Source organism: Puia dinghuensis (assembly GCF_014642875.1).
Taxonomy (GTDB): Bacteria; Bacteroidota; Bacteroidia; order Chitinophagales; family Chitinophagaceae; genus Puia; species Puia dinghuensis.
In genome coordinates this window covers 44999-60670 of record NZ_BMJC01000009.1, presented here as the reverse complement: position 1 = coordinate 60670, position 15672 = coordinate 44999, and the positions used below count along the sequence as shown (strand labels likewise).

10 protein-coding genes are annotated in these 15672 nt (G+C 53.6%); 4 read left to right on the top strand and 6 right to left on the bottom strand.

The genetic code is table 11. The annotated features are described in order from the left end of the window. Positions 1 to 112 precede the first annotated feature (112 nt). Positions 113 to 1771 (bottom strand): CTP synthase, encoded by a 1659-nt coding sequence (gene pyrG, locus IEY39_RS28960; RefSeq protein ID WP_188938189.1) that lies wholly within the window; start codon positions 1769 to 1771, stop codon positions 113 to 115. 283 nt (positions 1772 to 2054) lie between these two features. After that, positions 2055 to 2237 (bottom strand): hypothetical protein, encoded by a 183-nt coding sequence (locus IEY39_RS28955; RefSeq protein WP_188938185.1) that lies wholly within the window; start codon positions 2235 to 2237, stop codon positions 2055 to 2057. Positions 2238 to 2529: 292 nt separating this feature from the next. On the opposite strand from IEY39_RS28955, the gene IEY39_RS28950 reads away from it, so the two are divergent. Continuing rightward, complete coding sequence (locus tag IEY39_RS28950; RefSeq protein WP_188938183.1) at positions 2530 to 3636, top strand: hypothetical protein; 1107 nt, start codon at positions 2530 to 2532, stop codon at positions 3634 to 3636. A 7-nt stretch (positions 3637 to 3643) separates the two neighbouring features. On the opposite strand, the gene proC is transcribed toward IEY39_RS28950, so the two are convergent. From proC to purL, 3 genes are all read right to left on the bottom strand, one after another. Beyond that, on the bottom strand, positions 3644 to 4444 hold the full coding sequence (proC, locus tag IEY39_RS28945) for a pyrroline-5-carboxylate reductase (RefSeq protein WP_188938182.1): 801 nt from the start codon (positions 4442 to 4444) through the stop codon (positions 3644 to 3646). Continuing rightward, positions 4441 to 5418, bottom strand: a complete 978-nt coding sequence (rfaD, locus tag IEY39_RS28940) for an ADP-glyceromanno-heptose 6-epimerase (RefSeq protein ID WP_188938180.1) — start codon at positions 5416 to 5418, stop codon at positions 4441 to 4443. The genes proC and rfaD overlap by 4 nt, the downstream gene beginning before the upstream one ends. A 76-nt stretch (positions 5419 to 5494) precedes the next feature. After that, on the bottom strand, positions 5495 to 7753 hold the full coding sequence (gene purL, locus IEY39_RS28935; RefSeq protein ID WP_188938179.1) for a phosphoribosylformylglycinamidine synthase subunit PurL: 2259 nt from the start codon (positions 7751 to 7753) through the stop codon (positions 5495 to 5497). Between the two features lie 96 nt (positions 7754 to 7849). On the opposite strand from purL, the gene IEY39_RS28930 reads away from it, so the two are divergent. The 3 genes from IEY39_RS28930 (at position 7850) to IEY39_RS28920 (ending at position 12608) form a co-directional block, all read left to right on the top strand. Then, positions 7850 to 8980 carry a glycosyltransferase family 4 protein gene (locus tag IEY39_RS28930; RefSeq protein WP_188938178.1) on the top strand — a complete coding sequence of 377 codons (1131 nt, stop codon included), beginning with the start codon at positions 7850 to 7852 and terminating at the stop codon, positions 8978 to 8980. Between the two features lie 13 nt (positions 8981 to 8993). Then, positions 8994 to 10304: a hypothetical protein gene (locus IEY39_RS28925; RefSeq protein WP_188938177.1), complete on the top strand. Its 1311-nt coding sequence runs from the start codon at positions 8994 to 8996 to the stop codon at positions 10302 to 10304. A gap of 111 nt (positions 10305 to 10415) precedes the next feature. Further along, positions 10416 to 12608, top strand: a complete 2193-nt coding sequence (locus IEY39_RS28920; protein ID WP_188938176.1) for a glutamine synthetase III family protein — start codon at positions 10416 to 10418, stop codon at positions 12606 to 12608. 141 nt (positions 12609 to 12749) lie between these two features. Here IEY39_RS28920 and IEY39_RS28915 read toward each other — a convergent pair whose 3' ends face one another. Beyond that, positions 12750 to 15662, bottom strand: a complete 2913-nt coding sequence (locus IEY39_RS28915) for a TonB-dependent receptor (protein WP_188938175.1) — start codon at positions 15660 to 15662, stop codon at positions 12750 to 12752. Positions 15663 to 15672: the final 10 nt, after the last annotated feature.

Here is a 15672-nt window from a genome sequence, read left to right as displayed (position 1 = left end):
ATTTTTTATGGAGATGCAAATATAGGGGTTCTCGCCTGATCGACCGCAGTTCAATCGGCAGGAACCTCTCAGCACGCCGCCAGGCACCAAAAACATCGGTAAACCGTCCCGGTTAAATCATCTCACTTTGAAGTAGCGGATTCTTCACCGCGCTCTTCGCGTCGGCAAACTCCTTGGCCGCCTTGATAAAATGAACAAATATCGGCTGGGGATTCTCCACCGTGCTCTTCAGCTCCGGATGGTATTGTACCCCAAAGAAAAAGGGATGAATATTGGCAGGCAATTCGACTATCTCTATCAACCCGCTCTCCGGATTGAGACCGCTGGGCATCAGCCCCGCCTGCTCAAACTGTTGAAGATAAGCATTATTAAACTCCCAACGATGCCGGTGCCGTTCGGTGATCTCCGGCTTGCCCCCATAGACCCGGCTGGCAAGCGTCCCCTCCTTCAACTGACAGGGATAAGACCCCAGCCGCATCGTCCCTCCCTTGGCAGTCACCTTCTTCTGCTCCTCCATCAGATCGATCACCGGATGCGGCGTATGTACATCCATCTCCGTGGAATGCGCATCCTTCCAACCCAGGACATTACGGGCATATTCTATCACCGCCATCTGCATCCCCAGGCAAATACCAAAGAAAGGTAATTTATTCTCCCGGGCATACCGGACGGCAATGATCTTCCCCTCTACCCCCCGATGGCCAAACCCCGGCGCCACCAAAAGCCCGTCAAGGTTGGCCAGCTTCTCGTGCACATTATCCTCGGTAATAAATTCACTATGCACATTCACCACCTGAACCTTACACTCATTCACCGCCCCGGCATGAACAAAAGATTCCAGGATAGACTTATAGGCATCCTGCAGCTCGATATATTTTCCGATAAGCCCGATCGTCACCTTGCTCTTAGGATATTTCAGCTTGTCCAGGAATTCCTTCCAGCGGGCCAATTCCGGCTCATGATAATGCGTAATGTTCAATTTCTTCAGACAGATAAGGTCCAGCTTCTCCCGCATCATCGTCAGCGGAACCTCGTATATCGTGGGCGCATCCGCCGCCTCTATCACCGCCTCGGGTTTTACATTACAAAACAAGGCAATCTTCTTCCGGATATCCGGGGACAAAGACTCTTCCGTCCGGCATACGATGATGTCCGGGTGAACCCCTTCCTGACTTAATAATTTGACAGAATGCTGCGTAGGCTTGGTTTTCAGCTCTTTAGCAGCTTTCAGATAGGGGATCAGCGTGAGATGCACAACGACACAATCCTCTTCCGGCATCTCCCACTGCAACTGCCGCACCGCCTCGATAAAAGGTAGAGACTCGATATCACCTACCGTACCCCCCAGCTCTGTGATGATGATGTCATATTTATTACCCTGACCCAGCAGGAGCATCCGCCGCTTTATCTCGTCCGTAATGTGCGGGATCACCTGCACCGTCTTGCCAAGATAAGCCCCCTCCCGCTCCTTATTGATCACCGTCTGATAGATCCTGCCCGTAGTGACATTATTCGCCTGGGAAGTGTAGATGTTGAGAAACCGCTCGTAATGACCAAGGTCAAGATCGGTCTCCGCCCCATCCTCCGTCACATAACATTCCCCATGCTCATATGGGTTCAACGTCCCGGGGTCTACGTTGATATATGGGTCAAACTTCTGAATGGTTACCCTTAGCCCCCTGGCTTGCAACAATTTAGCAAGCGAAGCCGCAATAATCCCTTTACCCAGCGAGGAAGTAACACCACCCGTAACAAAAACATACTTAGCCATAGTATGGTCAATTAATTTATTATTAAATGCGTTGTTGTGTTATTGGGCGACTGGCGGAAAACAATATCTTAGCAACATCTGATCCTGACTCCACTGAAAATACGATGTGTGAATAAATGCATCCTGGCCGCGAATTGACCTTATGAAAACCATAAAGAAGGGAAATTCCAAGAGGTCATGCAAAGTTACATGAAATTATGATGCCCCGAAAAGGGCTGTGGATAAAATGATAAAAAAGAGGTTCAACGACTGTTGAACCTCTTCTCTTTATACATAATCTGTCTTATCTCAGCGTAACCAGGGAAATGGCCGGTTTCGGCCGGGGATCCATCGTCTCCGAAGACGCGTTGCGGGAGACTTCCTTTGCAGCAGCTTTCTCCGTTTGATTGATCTTTACTGCGTGCAGGATACTAATAGATACGATCTCGATAACCAATACAATGGCGGTAAGGGTTTTTCCTTTCATAATTTACTGGATTTAGGTCCTTTTCTTTCGGGATAAAGATTTGTTATTTCCTGTTGTCTTTTGCGGGTGCAAATTACGACCGCGTATACATTAACGCAAGTTAACAATCCATTATTTTCCCTGCAACGTAGAAATCGGCCCCCTGACATAGGGTCTTTACGCACTTTTTCATCCGGCCACCATTTTATAACCAATTCACAATCATTTACATATGAAATAAAATTCTATTCATCCAACCACAATTTTTTACTATTTTGTTAAGGATACTATGAACACCCCAATATCTATTCTCATGCTACTATGTCTGTCCCTCACCGGCATAGCACAACCGACCGTCAACCTCGCGAATCTTCCAAAAGTCACCATCGATCTCAAAAATGCAGACCCCCTCACCCCGGACGCCTTCAGCCATTTCGAAGTCATCGACGAACGCCCCGACACCGCCCGCATCGGTATCCACACCTTTGTTCATACCCTGGGGTTTTCGGGCAACCGGCAGCTGGTCTTCCAGCATCCTGCCGCCCTGGAGATCGGCGATTATCTCAATACCCATTTTGCCCGCCCCGGAGCCTCCTGGTCCGCCCTCATCGTCCTGCGCAACCTCTGGCTCTCCGATGCCAACTACCTGAAGGAAGAAAAGGTCAAAAACCCCGATATCCTTGAAGAAAGGACGCATATCCGGCTAAAAGCCGAGATCTACGCCTTCAATGACAGCGTGTATATCCCCATTCTGCGCTATGATACCCTGCAGACCTATAAAAGGGGCAACACCTACAACCAGCTCAACACCTATTATCATTTTTGGGAGAAAGACCTCACCGACATGCTCAGCGATATGACCGACAGTGCATCAGGCCTCGCCGCCACCAGGATCGAACACGGCCGCCGCCTTCACAGGGAGGACATCCTGCAATACAACCGGTCCCGTTTCGACGCCGCCATCATCGGCAACAGCCTGCTCACCCGGGGCGTCTACACCAGTTTCGAGGAATTCCGCAACAATGCCCCCTCCATTCAAAACTTCGAGGTCAAACAGGAGAAAAAGGAAAAGATACTATATATCAAAGATGCCAACGGCAGCTCTTATTATACGCATGATGCCTGGGGTTATTGCGATGGGAAAGCCATCTATATCATGCGCAGTGGAAGCCTGTATCCTATATGGAAAGAGGGAAAAGCCTTCTACTTCTTCGGCCAGGCGTATAAAGAAAGTACCTCGCCCGCACCACCGGTATATGTGCCGGGCACACCAGCTACCGTCTCCGGGGTCGGCGCCCCCGGTGTTGCCCCGATGTACACCCCCGGTACCCCGGGAATGATTGCCCCCGGCACGATGAAGACGGCCTCAAATAAGCAACGCATCTACACCGTCGACATGGACTCCGGCGGCGTCTACTAACGATCGATCAATCCTTCGCAATCTTATCGTAACTCGCTACCAGCCCCTTTATCAGCGAAGAGCTGAACCCGCGGTGCTCCATCTCATTCAAACCCGCTATCGTGCACCCCTTGGGGGTAGTCACCTTGTCTATCTCCTGCTCCGGATGCGACCCCCTGCGCAGCAATAGCTCCGCCGCCCCCTTCACCGTCTGCGCCGCGATCAGGTTGGCGGTAGCCGCATCGAACCCGATCTCGATGCCCCCCTGGATATTCGCCCGGATATACCGCATGGCAAAAGCAGTCCCGCAGGCCCCCAGCACGGTAGCCGCATCCATCAGCTTCTCATCGATCCGCACCGCCTTGCCCAGCTGGTTGAAAATATCCATTACATATTGCAGATACTCTTCGCTTACATTATTGCGGGCCGCAATACAGGTCATGCTTTCCTGAATAGCGATGGCCGTATTGGGCATGGCCCTCACCACCTGTATCCCGTTGCCAAGATACTCCGTTATGTGGTCGATACTGATCCCCGTCACCACCGACACCAACACCTGGTGCTCCTTCCTGAACTCCCCTTTCAACGCAACCAGGATGTCCTTCACCTGGTAGGGCTTCACCGCCAGGATCACCAGGTCCGCATATCGCACCGCCTCCTCATTCTTGTCGCTGACAAGCACTCCCTTCCGCTCCAGCTCATGAAGCGTAGAAATGCTCCGCTTGGTGATCAGAATATGCTTGGGTGACACAAATCCACTCTGGATCAACCCTTCTGCAATGGCCGTTCCAAGATTGCCCCCGCCGATAATAGCGATCTTCTTGTTCATAAAAATGATTCTTTAGCCAGATAATTTCGTACATAGTCACCCACCCCTTCTTCCAGGGAATAAAAAGCATCGGTATACCCCGCCTCGCGCAGCTTCCGCATGTTGGCTTCGGTAAAATACTGGTACTTATCCCGGATGTCCTCCGGCATGTCGATATATTGGATTCTCGGCGCCAGATCGAGCCCGGAAAATGTAGCCTTCACCAAATCCTCAAAAGACCGTGCCTTGCCCGTGCCCAGGTTATATAAACCCGAAGCAGGCCGATGCCCCATTAACCAATAGCAAACCTTGATCACGTCTTTCACGTACACAAAATCCCGCAGCTGCTGGCCGTCTTTATAGTCCGGCCGGTGACTGCGAAACAGCTTTACCAGCCCATCTTTCTTTATCTGGTTGAAGGAATGAAAGATCACACTCGCCATTCGGGCCTTGTGATATTCATTGGGACCGTAAACATTAAAGAATTTCAATCCTGCCCAGAAAGGCGGCTGCGAAGACTGCCCCAGCGCCCACTTGTCAAATTCATTCTTACTGACCCCATAAGGATTCAACGGCTTCAGTTCAAAAGGCAGATCATGCCTGTCCTCATACCCCATCTCTCCCCCGCCATAGGTCGCCGCCGACGAAGCATACACCAGGGGGATCCTCCCCTCCGTACAATAATACCACACCTTCTTCGAATACTCCACATTCAGGTGCTCATGGATGGAATAGTCGAACTCCGTGGTATCCGTCCGCGCGCCGATATGGAAGACAAAGGACACCTCCGGCTGCTCCAATTCCAGCCATTCGAAAAATCCCTCCCGCTCGACCTTGAAGGCAAAGTCTTTACCTTTTAGATTCAACACCTTATCATCCCGGTCGAACTCATCGACAAGGATAAGATCATCATAGCCCTGCTCATTCAACAGCCCCACCAGGCAGCTTCCGATGAATCCGGCCGCACCTGTAACAACGATATACTTCTTATTCATAGTTATAGCTGATCAACAAAGCGGACCACAGGTCCGATGGCCGAAGGCCCGACATTAAATGATCCGGCGCTGCGGACTATATTTGCGTCAGTCCGCAGGCGTCGGCATCCACCAGCCGGGCCATATGACTCTCCAGGCTCCGGTCATATTTTTCCTTCCACGCTTCCACCATACCCCAATTCATGCCATCGACGACAAACTCCCCATCGGTGACAAGCCCCAGGTAGGCAACCGGAAACCCGTTCACAACATTCTTGAACTCCTCCACCCGCGAAGCCGCCACACTGACAACGACCCTGCTCTGGGCTTCCCCAAACCAGTACGCATCCTTGCGTATCGCCTTCTCGGTAGCAACCACATCGAATCCAAACCCACGCGGAAATGCCGACTCGGCCAGGGTCACAAAGAGCCCGCCTTCGCTGACATCATGGGCGCTGCGGATCAGCTTCTTCCCGATCAACCCCGCCACCATCTGCTGCAACCCGTATTCTTCCTCGATATTAAAATGCGGCGCAGGGCTGAATTCCACTTTCTTTATCTTATGCAGGTATTCAGAAGAACCCAGATCATCATAGCTGTTCCCCAACAGGAAAATAACATCTCCTTCCTCCTTGAAGTCCAGCGTCATCTTATGATGGACGTTATCCAGGAGGCCAACCATCCCGATAGTCGGCGTCGGATAGACGGCGCCGTCAGGGCTCTGGTTATAAAAGCTGACATTCCCCCCGGTGACGGGTGTATCGAACTTCCGGCAGGCATCCCCCATACCCTTGATGGCATGGACAAATTGATAATACACCTCCGGATCATACGGATTGCCAAAGTTGAGACAGTTGGTAACGCCCAGCGGCTGGCCGCCGCTACAAACGATATTCCGCGCAGCTTCCGCCACCGCGATCATCGCACCTGTATACGGATCGGCAAATACATAGCGGCTGTTGCAATCCGTTGTCACCGCCAGCGCCTTCTCTGCACCCGCTTTACCCCCCGTACCCTTTGCCAGCACCACAGCGGCATCGCTCGGCTCATTCGTAGAGGTATTGGCGGCGCCCACCGTACTGTCATATTGCACAGCCACCCAACGCTTCGAGGCGATATTCGGCAGGGCGATAAGCTGTTCCGCAACGGCCCGCAGATCATCCGGCACTGCAACTTGCGCAGCATCGAAGGCATCCACCTTCTTGAAATAAGCCGGCTCGCTAAAGGGCCGTTCATATTGCGGTGCACCACCCCCCAACACCAGCTCGTGCGCAGGTATCACGGCTTCCAGCTCCCCGTTCATATAAAATTTCAGCAGCCCGTCATCCGTCACCTCCCCGATCGCCGCTGCCGGCAGGTCCCATTTTTCAAAGATGCTGACCACCTCGGCTTCCCGGCCTTTTTGGACGACCATCAGCATCCGCTCCTGGCTTTCACTCAGCAGCAGCTCCCAGGCCTTCATATTCTCCTGGCGGGCCGGCACCCTGTCGAGATCGATCCGCATCCCCACTTCACCCTTGGCGCTCATCTCGGCGGTAGAACAGATGATCCCCGCGGCGCCCATATCCTGCATCCCGACAACAGCGCCGGTATGGATGACCTCCAGGCACGCTTCCAGCAATTTCTTCTCCTGGAAAGGATCACCCACCTGTACGGCCGGCAGTTCCTTCGTGCTTTCACCCGTAATATTAGCGGAAGCAAACGAAGCCCCGCCGATGCCATCCTTACCCGTGGCGCTCCCGACAAAGATCACAGGGTTACCCTTGCCCTTTGCCGTGGCGGAGATCGTCTCCCCATTTTTCAGCACACCGACACTCATGGCATTCACCAGGGGATTGGTATGATAACATTCCTCAAAATAGATCTCTCCCGCTACCGTCGGCACTCCAAAACAGTTACCATAATGCCCGATGCCATGTACTACGCCGGACAACAGGTGCTGGGTCTTTGCTTCTTTTATATTGCCAAATCGCAGCGAATTCAGCGAGGCGATAGGCCTTGCACCCATCGTAAAGATGTCCCGGTGTATCCCCCCTACCCCCGTCGCAGCCCCCTGAAAAGGCTCGATGGCGGAAGGATGATTATGCGACTCGATCTTGAACACGACCCCATGACCGTCACCAATATCCATCAAACCGGCATTCTCTTCGCCTGCCTTTACCAGCATTTTCTTCCCTTCCCGCGGGAGGGTCTTTAGCCACCTGATGGAATTCTTATAACTGCAATGCTCGCTCCACATGGCGCTAAAGGCACATAATTCCGTAAAATTGGGGGTACGGCCAAGCTTTTCCTGGATCAAACCGAATTCTTCCGCTGTAAGTCGGAGCTGTTCGGCAGTTTTGACGGTTATTTCCATAATCTCTTATAAGAAACCGCAAAAGTACGAAACCTCGCCCCAATGGACAAAAGGCGCCCCGCCTTTTCCCACAAAATCAGTACGTTTGCCCCACTTATGGCGGTAAACCAAAGCATTGCCTTTGTAGCAAACACCAGCTGGAGCATCTACAAATTCAGGCTTTATCTTATTGAACGACTGTTACGGCAAGGGTTCGCCATCTACGTACTGGCGCCCCGCGACCCTTACACCGAAAAATTTGAGCATTTAATAGGCCTCACCTACATCGAATTAACCCATTTCCATGGCAAGAGCATCTCCCCCCTGGAAGATTACCTGCTCTACCGCGAACTGCTCAGCCACTACCGCACCCTAAAACCCCGGCTCATCTTTCATTATACCGTTAAAGCCAACCTCTACGGCACCCGTGCAGCCGCACGCGCCGGCATCCCTTCCATCAGCGTCATCACAGGCCTGGGGTACACCTTCTCCGGCGAGGGCTGGCTGCAACACGCGGTCCGCACCGCCTACCGGCGACAACTCCAAAAAAGCAGCGAGGTCTGGTTCCTCAACAGTGACGATCGCGAATTCTTCATCACGCGAGGCCTCGTTCGCCCCGAAAAAACCTTCCTCCTGCCGGGAGAAGGGGTGGACGCAGCTTATTTCTATCCCGCCCCCTATCAACAAAGGACGGAGATCACCTTCCTGCTCATCGGCCGGCTCATCCGCCATAAAGGCATCTATGAGTTCGTCGCAGCCGCCCGATCGCTGCAAAAACAAGGGCTGGCCGTCCGCTGCCAGCTCCTGGGCTTCTTCGACGACAACAATCCAGTCGCCATCCCCCGCAAGGAAATAGAAGAATGGACGGCACGCAACCTCGTCACCTGGCTGGGCCACACCGACGACGTACGGCCCTTCATCGAACAGGCAGACTGCGTCGTCCTGCCATCCTACCGGGAAGGTATGCCCCTTAGCCTGCTGGAAGGGGCCAGTATGTGCAAAGCCCTCATCGCCACCGATACCGCCGGCTGCCGGGCTATAGTAGAAGAAGGCGTCAATGGCTATCTTTGCCGCGAAAAGGACGGGGCAGATCTCGCCCAAAAAATGGTCGCCTACTATCACCTTCCACCCATGGCCAAAAGACAGATGGGAATCGAAGGCCGAAACCAGGTGCTGCAACACTACACCCGGGAGAGGGTGGTGGCCATCTACCTGGAGAAAATAAGCATACTCCGGGGTCACGAATAATCGTTTACGCTGTATGCACCTCTTTCTGCTCATCTTTTATTATATCGGCTGCGCCTGTGCCATCGCCAAAATGCGCTTCATCCGCAAAAGCGGCATCCGGCCCGCCATCCTCCAGGCCTTATTCGCCTTCCATGTGGCAGTAGGTTGGCTGCACAACGTCATCGCCTGGCGTTACTACCCTGAGCATGGCGACGTCTGGAACAATTTCAGGGTAAGCTTCCTCTACCGCCACCGGCTCACCTCGGAATTCAACCTTTGGTTATCCGACAACGACACCTGGACCCACATCTCCCACAACGGCATGGTATACATCCAGATGCTCCTCAACTGCTTTTCCTTCGATCACCTGGACATCAACACCCTGCTCTTCGCCTTTCCCGTCTTTCTGGGAAATATTGCGCTCTTCCGCGTCCTCCGCCATTGTTTACCCGGCGATCCCCTCACAGCCATCTGCGTCTTCCTCCTCCCTTCCGTTCTGTTCTGGACATCCGTCGTTCACCGGGAAGCCGTTCTCTATATGCTGCTGGGTTTTCTGGTTTATAATTTCCAATGGCTCCTGGCCCACGGTTTCGATTGGCGCCGGGCGGGTTATTGTCTGCTTTGCTTCCTGCTCATCGCTTATTTCCGTAGTGCTTTTGCCTTCACCCTCCTTCCGGCGCTTTATGCCTGGATACTGGCAGACAAACCCCGGATAAGACGCAAGCTCCTGCTGGCAGGCGTCATTACAGGGGGATTACTCACCCTGTTCATCTGTCCTGTCCTCGATATTCCCGGAGCCATCGCGCGGCAGCAACAGGAATTTCTGGGGCTGGAAGGACACTCCCGCCTCCCCCTCCCGACACTCGACGGAACCTGGAGCAGCCTGCTGCATATATTACCTGCCGCCATCCGCAACGGCTGGTTCGAACCCCTCCCAGGGTCGGGTGGCCAGCTCATCTACTGGGCCTTTTCCCTCGAATTATTGCTCATCTGGGCCATCGTCCTTCTGGCGATCGGTCGAACCCTCCTTCGTCCCAAAAACCCAGCCCCTTCCCTACACGCCCTCCTGCCCGGAGCCCCCCGCTCCCCCCACACACCCCCGCCCGGCGCGCCCCTCTCCCCCCGCGAACCCCTGTTCAACGCATTCGGGGTTTTCAGCCTCCTCTTCGCCCTCATCGGAATGCTCCTTATAGGGATTCTGGTACCCTTTGCCGGGGCCATCGTCCGCTATCGCAGTCTCTATCTCCTTTTTCTGCTCGCCCCCTTCCTACACTCCCTGCGCACCCTGCCGCCCTTCAAGACCACAAACACGTGGTTTTCAAAAAACCTCTTCTACAGATTATGAATTATTTTATATAATCCTTCTTTATTAGTTATATTGCATTTTTAACCCTCAGGAATCGAAAATTTGTTTTATATCCATCAATCATTGTAGTTTCGCTAAAATTTTTCAAGCATGTCCTCATTAAGATTTAAAGCTATTGACAATCTAACCACGGTCGACGGGACCCTGATGCCAGGGTCGGCCAAAATCACCGCCATCTTCGGTGACAACGTTTTCACGCTGAAAACAGCCCGCGAATTTTTAAGTGATGAAGCTTATAAGAGCCTGACAGCCTCTATCAAAGGCGGCAAGAAGATCGATCGCGCGGTAGCCAATCAGATTGCGTCGGGCATGCGTCAATGGGCTGAGGCAAAAGGCGTCACCCACTTTACACACTGGTTCCAACCGCTCACCGGAACCACCGCTGAAAAGCACGATACATTCTTTACGATAAAAAGCGATGGCACCCCTATCGAAGAATTTGACGGTGCAGCCCTGATCCAGCAGGAACCAGACGCTTCTTCCTTCCCCAGCGGCGGTCTTCGCGCTACTTTCGAAGCCCGTGGTTATACTGCATGGGACCCTTCTTCTCCCGCTTTTATCATGGAGGTCGGCGCCGGCAAGACATTTTGTCTTCCCACCATCTTCGTTTCCTACACCGGTGAATCCCTCGACTATAAAGCACCCCTGCTAAAGGCCCTGGCCGCCCTCGACAAGGCTGCCGTAGAGGTTTGCCATTACTTCGACAAGAACGTCACGAAAGTAACCGCCACCCTCGGCTGGGAACAGGAATACTTCGTAGTCGACGAAGGTCTGTTCAACGCCCGTCCCGACCTGGTGATGAGTGGCCGTACCGTCTTCGGCCATGCCCCTGCGAAAGGCCAGCAGCTGGAAGACCACTACTTCGGCAGCATCCCTGAGAGGATTTACGCTTTTATGCGTGATTACGAAAACGAAGCCTACAAACTGGGTATTCCCCTCCGCACCCGTCATAACGAAGTGGCCCCCGCCCAGTTCGAATGTGCCCCCATCTTCGAAGAAGTAAGCGTAGGCGTCGACCATAACCTTCTCCTGATGGACGTCATGGACCGCGTCGCCCGCCGTCACCACCTCCGTGTACTGCTCCATGAAAAGCCCTTTGCCGGCATCAATGGCAGCGGCAAGCATAACAACTGGAGTATGGCTACCGACACCGGCGTCAACCTGCTCGCGCCCGGTAAGACTCCCAAGACCAACCTGATGTTCCTGACGTTCTTCGTCAATACTATCAAGGCCGTATACGACTATTCCGACGTACTGCGCGCTTCCATCGCCTCCGCCGGTAACGACTTCCGCCTGGGCGCCAACGAAGCGCCTCCCGCTATCATCTCCGTCTTCATCGGCGAATACCTCAGCAAAGTACTCGCAGACGTAAAAGAACGCGTAGGTGACAAATTCGACGAACAGGACGAAGCCATCCTGAAGCTCGACCTGCACAGAAGCATCCCCGAACTGCTGCTCGATAACACCGATCGCAACAGAACATCTCCCTTCGCCTTCACCGGCAACAAATTCGAGTTCCGCGCCGTAGGCTCCAGCGCCAACTGCGCCAACGCCATGATCGCCGTAAACACCATCCTGGCCGAAACCCTCAAAAAGTTCAAGAAAGAGGTCGACACCCTCATCGAAAAAGGGGAGAAGAAAGAGATCGCCCTCATGCACGTCATCCGCGAATACGTCGTCGGCAGCGAGAAGGTTCTCTTCGAAGGCGACGGCTATAGTGACGAATGGCATCATGAAGCCGAAAGACGCGGTCTGCCCAATGTTCGCACCACCCCGCTGGCCCTCGACGCCATGGTCACCGACAAGGCAAAGCATCTCTACGAAGCAAATGGCGTCTATACCCATATCGAACTGGAAGCCCGCCACGAGATCGAACTGGAGAAATACATCAAACGCGTCCAGATCGAAGCCCGCATCATGGGGGAATTGGCCACCAGCCATATCCTGCCTCCGTCCATCAAATACCAGAACACCCTCATCCAGAACATCAAGGGGCTGAAAGACCTCGGTCTTCCCGCCGAAGCCTACGCCAACCAGCAGCAGATCCTCGAAAAGATCTCCCTGCACATCGGCAAGGTCAGCTCACTGGTGGAAAAGATGATCGAAGCCCGCAAGGTCGCCAACAACATCACCGACACGCGGACCAAGGCCATCGCTTACACCAGCCAGGTAAAAGATCCGTTCTTCGACGATATCCGCTACCACGTGGATAAGCTCGAGCTCCTGGTAGACGACAAGGAATGGGTCCTGTCGAAATACCGCGAACTCCTGTTCTTGCGCTAATCACAATCTCCCCCATACAAAAAGCCCGCCTCACGGCGGCCCCGGCAAAGCCCTCTTTGCCGGACATCACCGAAAAAATGGCCCCCTACTTTTACGCCAGGGGGCCATTTTTTTTATTTCAAGGATATTGGACAACCCACTTTATAGATCGAATATCAGCTTACCCCACAATTGCATCCCGTTAAAACCCATTTGCACCGCGTCGAATACCCCGCCCGACTCGCCGTCTCCCTGGGAAAGATAAGAACCGGGCACCTCCGCCTTATCAGGATGTACATTGAAAACATTATCCACCCCAAGGGCGATCTTCGCAAACTTTGTCAGCTTGACGGTCGCATAGATGTCTGTGGATGTCTTCGCCCCGTAATGAAATAACTCCGGCACGATCGTCCCGTTATCCAATGCCACCCACGGCTGATAGATATCCCTGGCGCCCGGCGGAGGCGTTTTCGAGATCCCATTCCCATACTGCGACAGCTTGCCAAAATACGTCGCTCTGGCTCCAACAGTCACCCGGTGCATCACATACTCCACGCTCAGCGCTACCTTGGCCGGCGGAGCGCTGGACTTCAGCAGCGACTGTTCCCTGTCGTTGAAAAAGGTCGCGCTGTCGTTGGGGGAATTTTTCAAACCCGAAGGGATATTGATCTTGTCGATCATCAGCCGCTGGAAGCTTCCGGACAACACCACGTTCAGCCGGTTCTTTCCCAGTCTGGTATGATAATCCGCCACGACATCGATACCCTGGTTCGTCGTATTGACCGCATTCGCGAAAAATATCGCCTTGGAGACACCCTCGGCCGCCATAAGCGACGTAAGCGCGGGGCTCAATCCTGCGGAGCTACTCGAGTATTGACCCGAGAACACGATACGGTTCTTCACATTGACATTGTATCCGTCTACGGTCAGCAGGAAATTCGACACCGGCTTCCACGTGAATCCCAGGCTGGCGTTGGTCGAGGTCTCCTGGGTAAGATTGGGAATACCAGCCTCCCTGGCCAGGAGAGAAGTGTTGGGAACGATCTTCGTATAGGCGAACGTCCTGGTCCCATCCGGTAAGGTGGTAACGGTCGTATTGGTATTGCTGAAGTTGATCTGCTGCAGCGAAGGCGCCCGGAAGCCTGTGCTCACCGATCCCCGCACATTGAAATTATCGGTGAGCTTATACCGCGTAGCCAGCTTCTGGGTAGTCAGGAAACCGAAATCGGAATAGTTCTCGAATCGCTGCGCCAGATCGACCAGCCACCGGTCCGTCAGATCGGCCGTAAGCTCGATATACCCGCTGGTATTGGTACGGTGGGCGTCAGCGACATCGGCGGGCTGATTGCCCGGATAGCCCTGTGATCCTCCTGCCTTTGGCTTGCCGTTAAGGGTGGCCGGGCCGATCACATAGGAATCCGGTTCCCCTGCATATATTTTATATTGCTCATAGCGGAATTCGCCGCCCACGGCAAAGGTCAACCCCTGCGCAAAACCGTCGAAATGCTTGCTCAGATCGAGGTTTTCCTCATGCTGCAGGAAACTGTATCCGCCGTCATCGAAACGCGTCTTGGTAGCCTGATCGGGCAAAGCGATCGAGGCGTTGTACGTATCCTTCCCCCAAACGTGAAAATCATTATAGCCCGTATTGCTGCTGATATCCCAATGCCAGCCATCTCCGATCTCGCCCCTGAACCCGGCCGCCGCCGACATATCCTTCAGATATACCTGCTGACCGGGCGTGTACATGACATGGGCCGTATCCAGCCCCTTTGGCGTAGGATCATATACTTTCATAATGCTGGGATCGAATAGCAGCTGTCCCTGTGCGTTGGTCGGATATTTCGTCGCACCGCTACTCCACAACCGCGTATTCGCATACGCCTGGGAGTTCTTATAATTATATCCCCCGAACGAATAAAAGGTCGTCTTCGTCCCCTTCACCGGTATCTCCATATTGTACATCCCGCCTCCGGCGATCACGGTCCCGTCGCCTGCCGCCCTTCTGACCAGGCTGCTCGCCACCACCGCATTCTTATTGACGGAATAATTGGTGTCAGGCTCAGCCCGGAAGGTCTCGCCGGCATCCCGGAAATTCCCGCTGATATTGATGAACCCGCCCGACTTCCCGATAGGAAGACCATAATTCATGGAAATGTCGAGCGTCTTCCCGTCCAGCTGGCTCCCCCTCCAATACAGCGTGGGGTCCACCGCATTCGCAGAGTTATATTTGTGGTCATAATAGCCACTGCCACCAATATTGATGTTCAAATGATTGACATCCTTCCGAAGCAGGATATTGACAACCCCGGCGATGGCGTCGGACCCGTATTGCGCGGAAGCCCCGTCCCTTAATACTTCGATCCTGTCTATAGCTCCTTCGGGGATGGCATTGAGGTCCGTTCCGCTGTTACCCCTTCCGCGCAATCCGCCCGTGATCACGTTGGCGGAGGGATAACGCCGTTTGCCATTCACCAGCACCAGGGTCTGATCATACCCCAATCCCCTGAGACTGGCAAGGTCTACCGCATCCGCCATATCCGACCCGCATTGCTTATTGTAATTGAAAGAAGGGACCATAATGTTCAATTGAGACATCAGATCCGCTCTTCCTGTAGTAGCAGAGAGCGTTTTGACATTGATGATATCGATAGGCACCGCGGACTGCACGGCGGTCCTCGGCGCACCTCTCGAGCCAACGGTGATCGGGATCAGGTCCTGAGGCACTTCGTGAAGGGTTATCTGCAGGGTAAGCGTTTCCCCGGCGCCGACCTGGGCATTGGCAGTCGTATCACTCTTATAACCGGTAAAGCTGACAACGATGGTATAGGGACCACCCGCCTTCAGTCCTTGCAGGGTAAACGTTCCATCCGATTTGGAGGCGGTAATATATTTCGAACCGGATGGGGAGAGCGTAGCCGTGATCACTGCGCCTGACAATGGCTGACTGTGGTCATCCGCTACCTTTCCGGAGATCTTTCCCGAGATCATTGTGGACGTGGCTTCCTGTGCAAACAGCACAGATGGGAGAATAGCAATCCCGATAAGGAATAAGATCCTTTTAAATTTTCGCATAACGTTGATT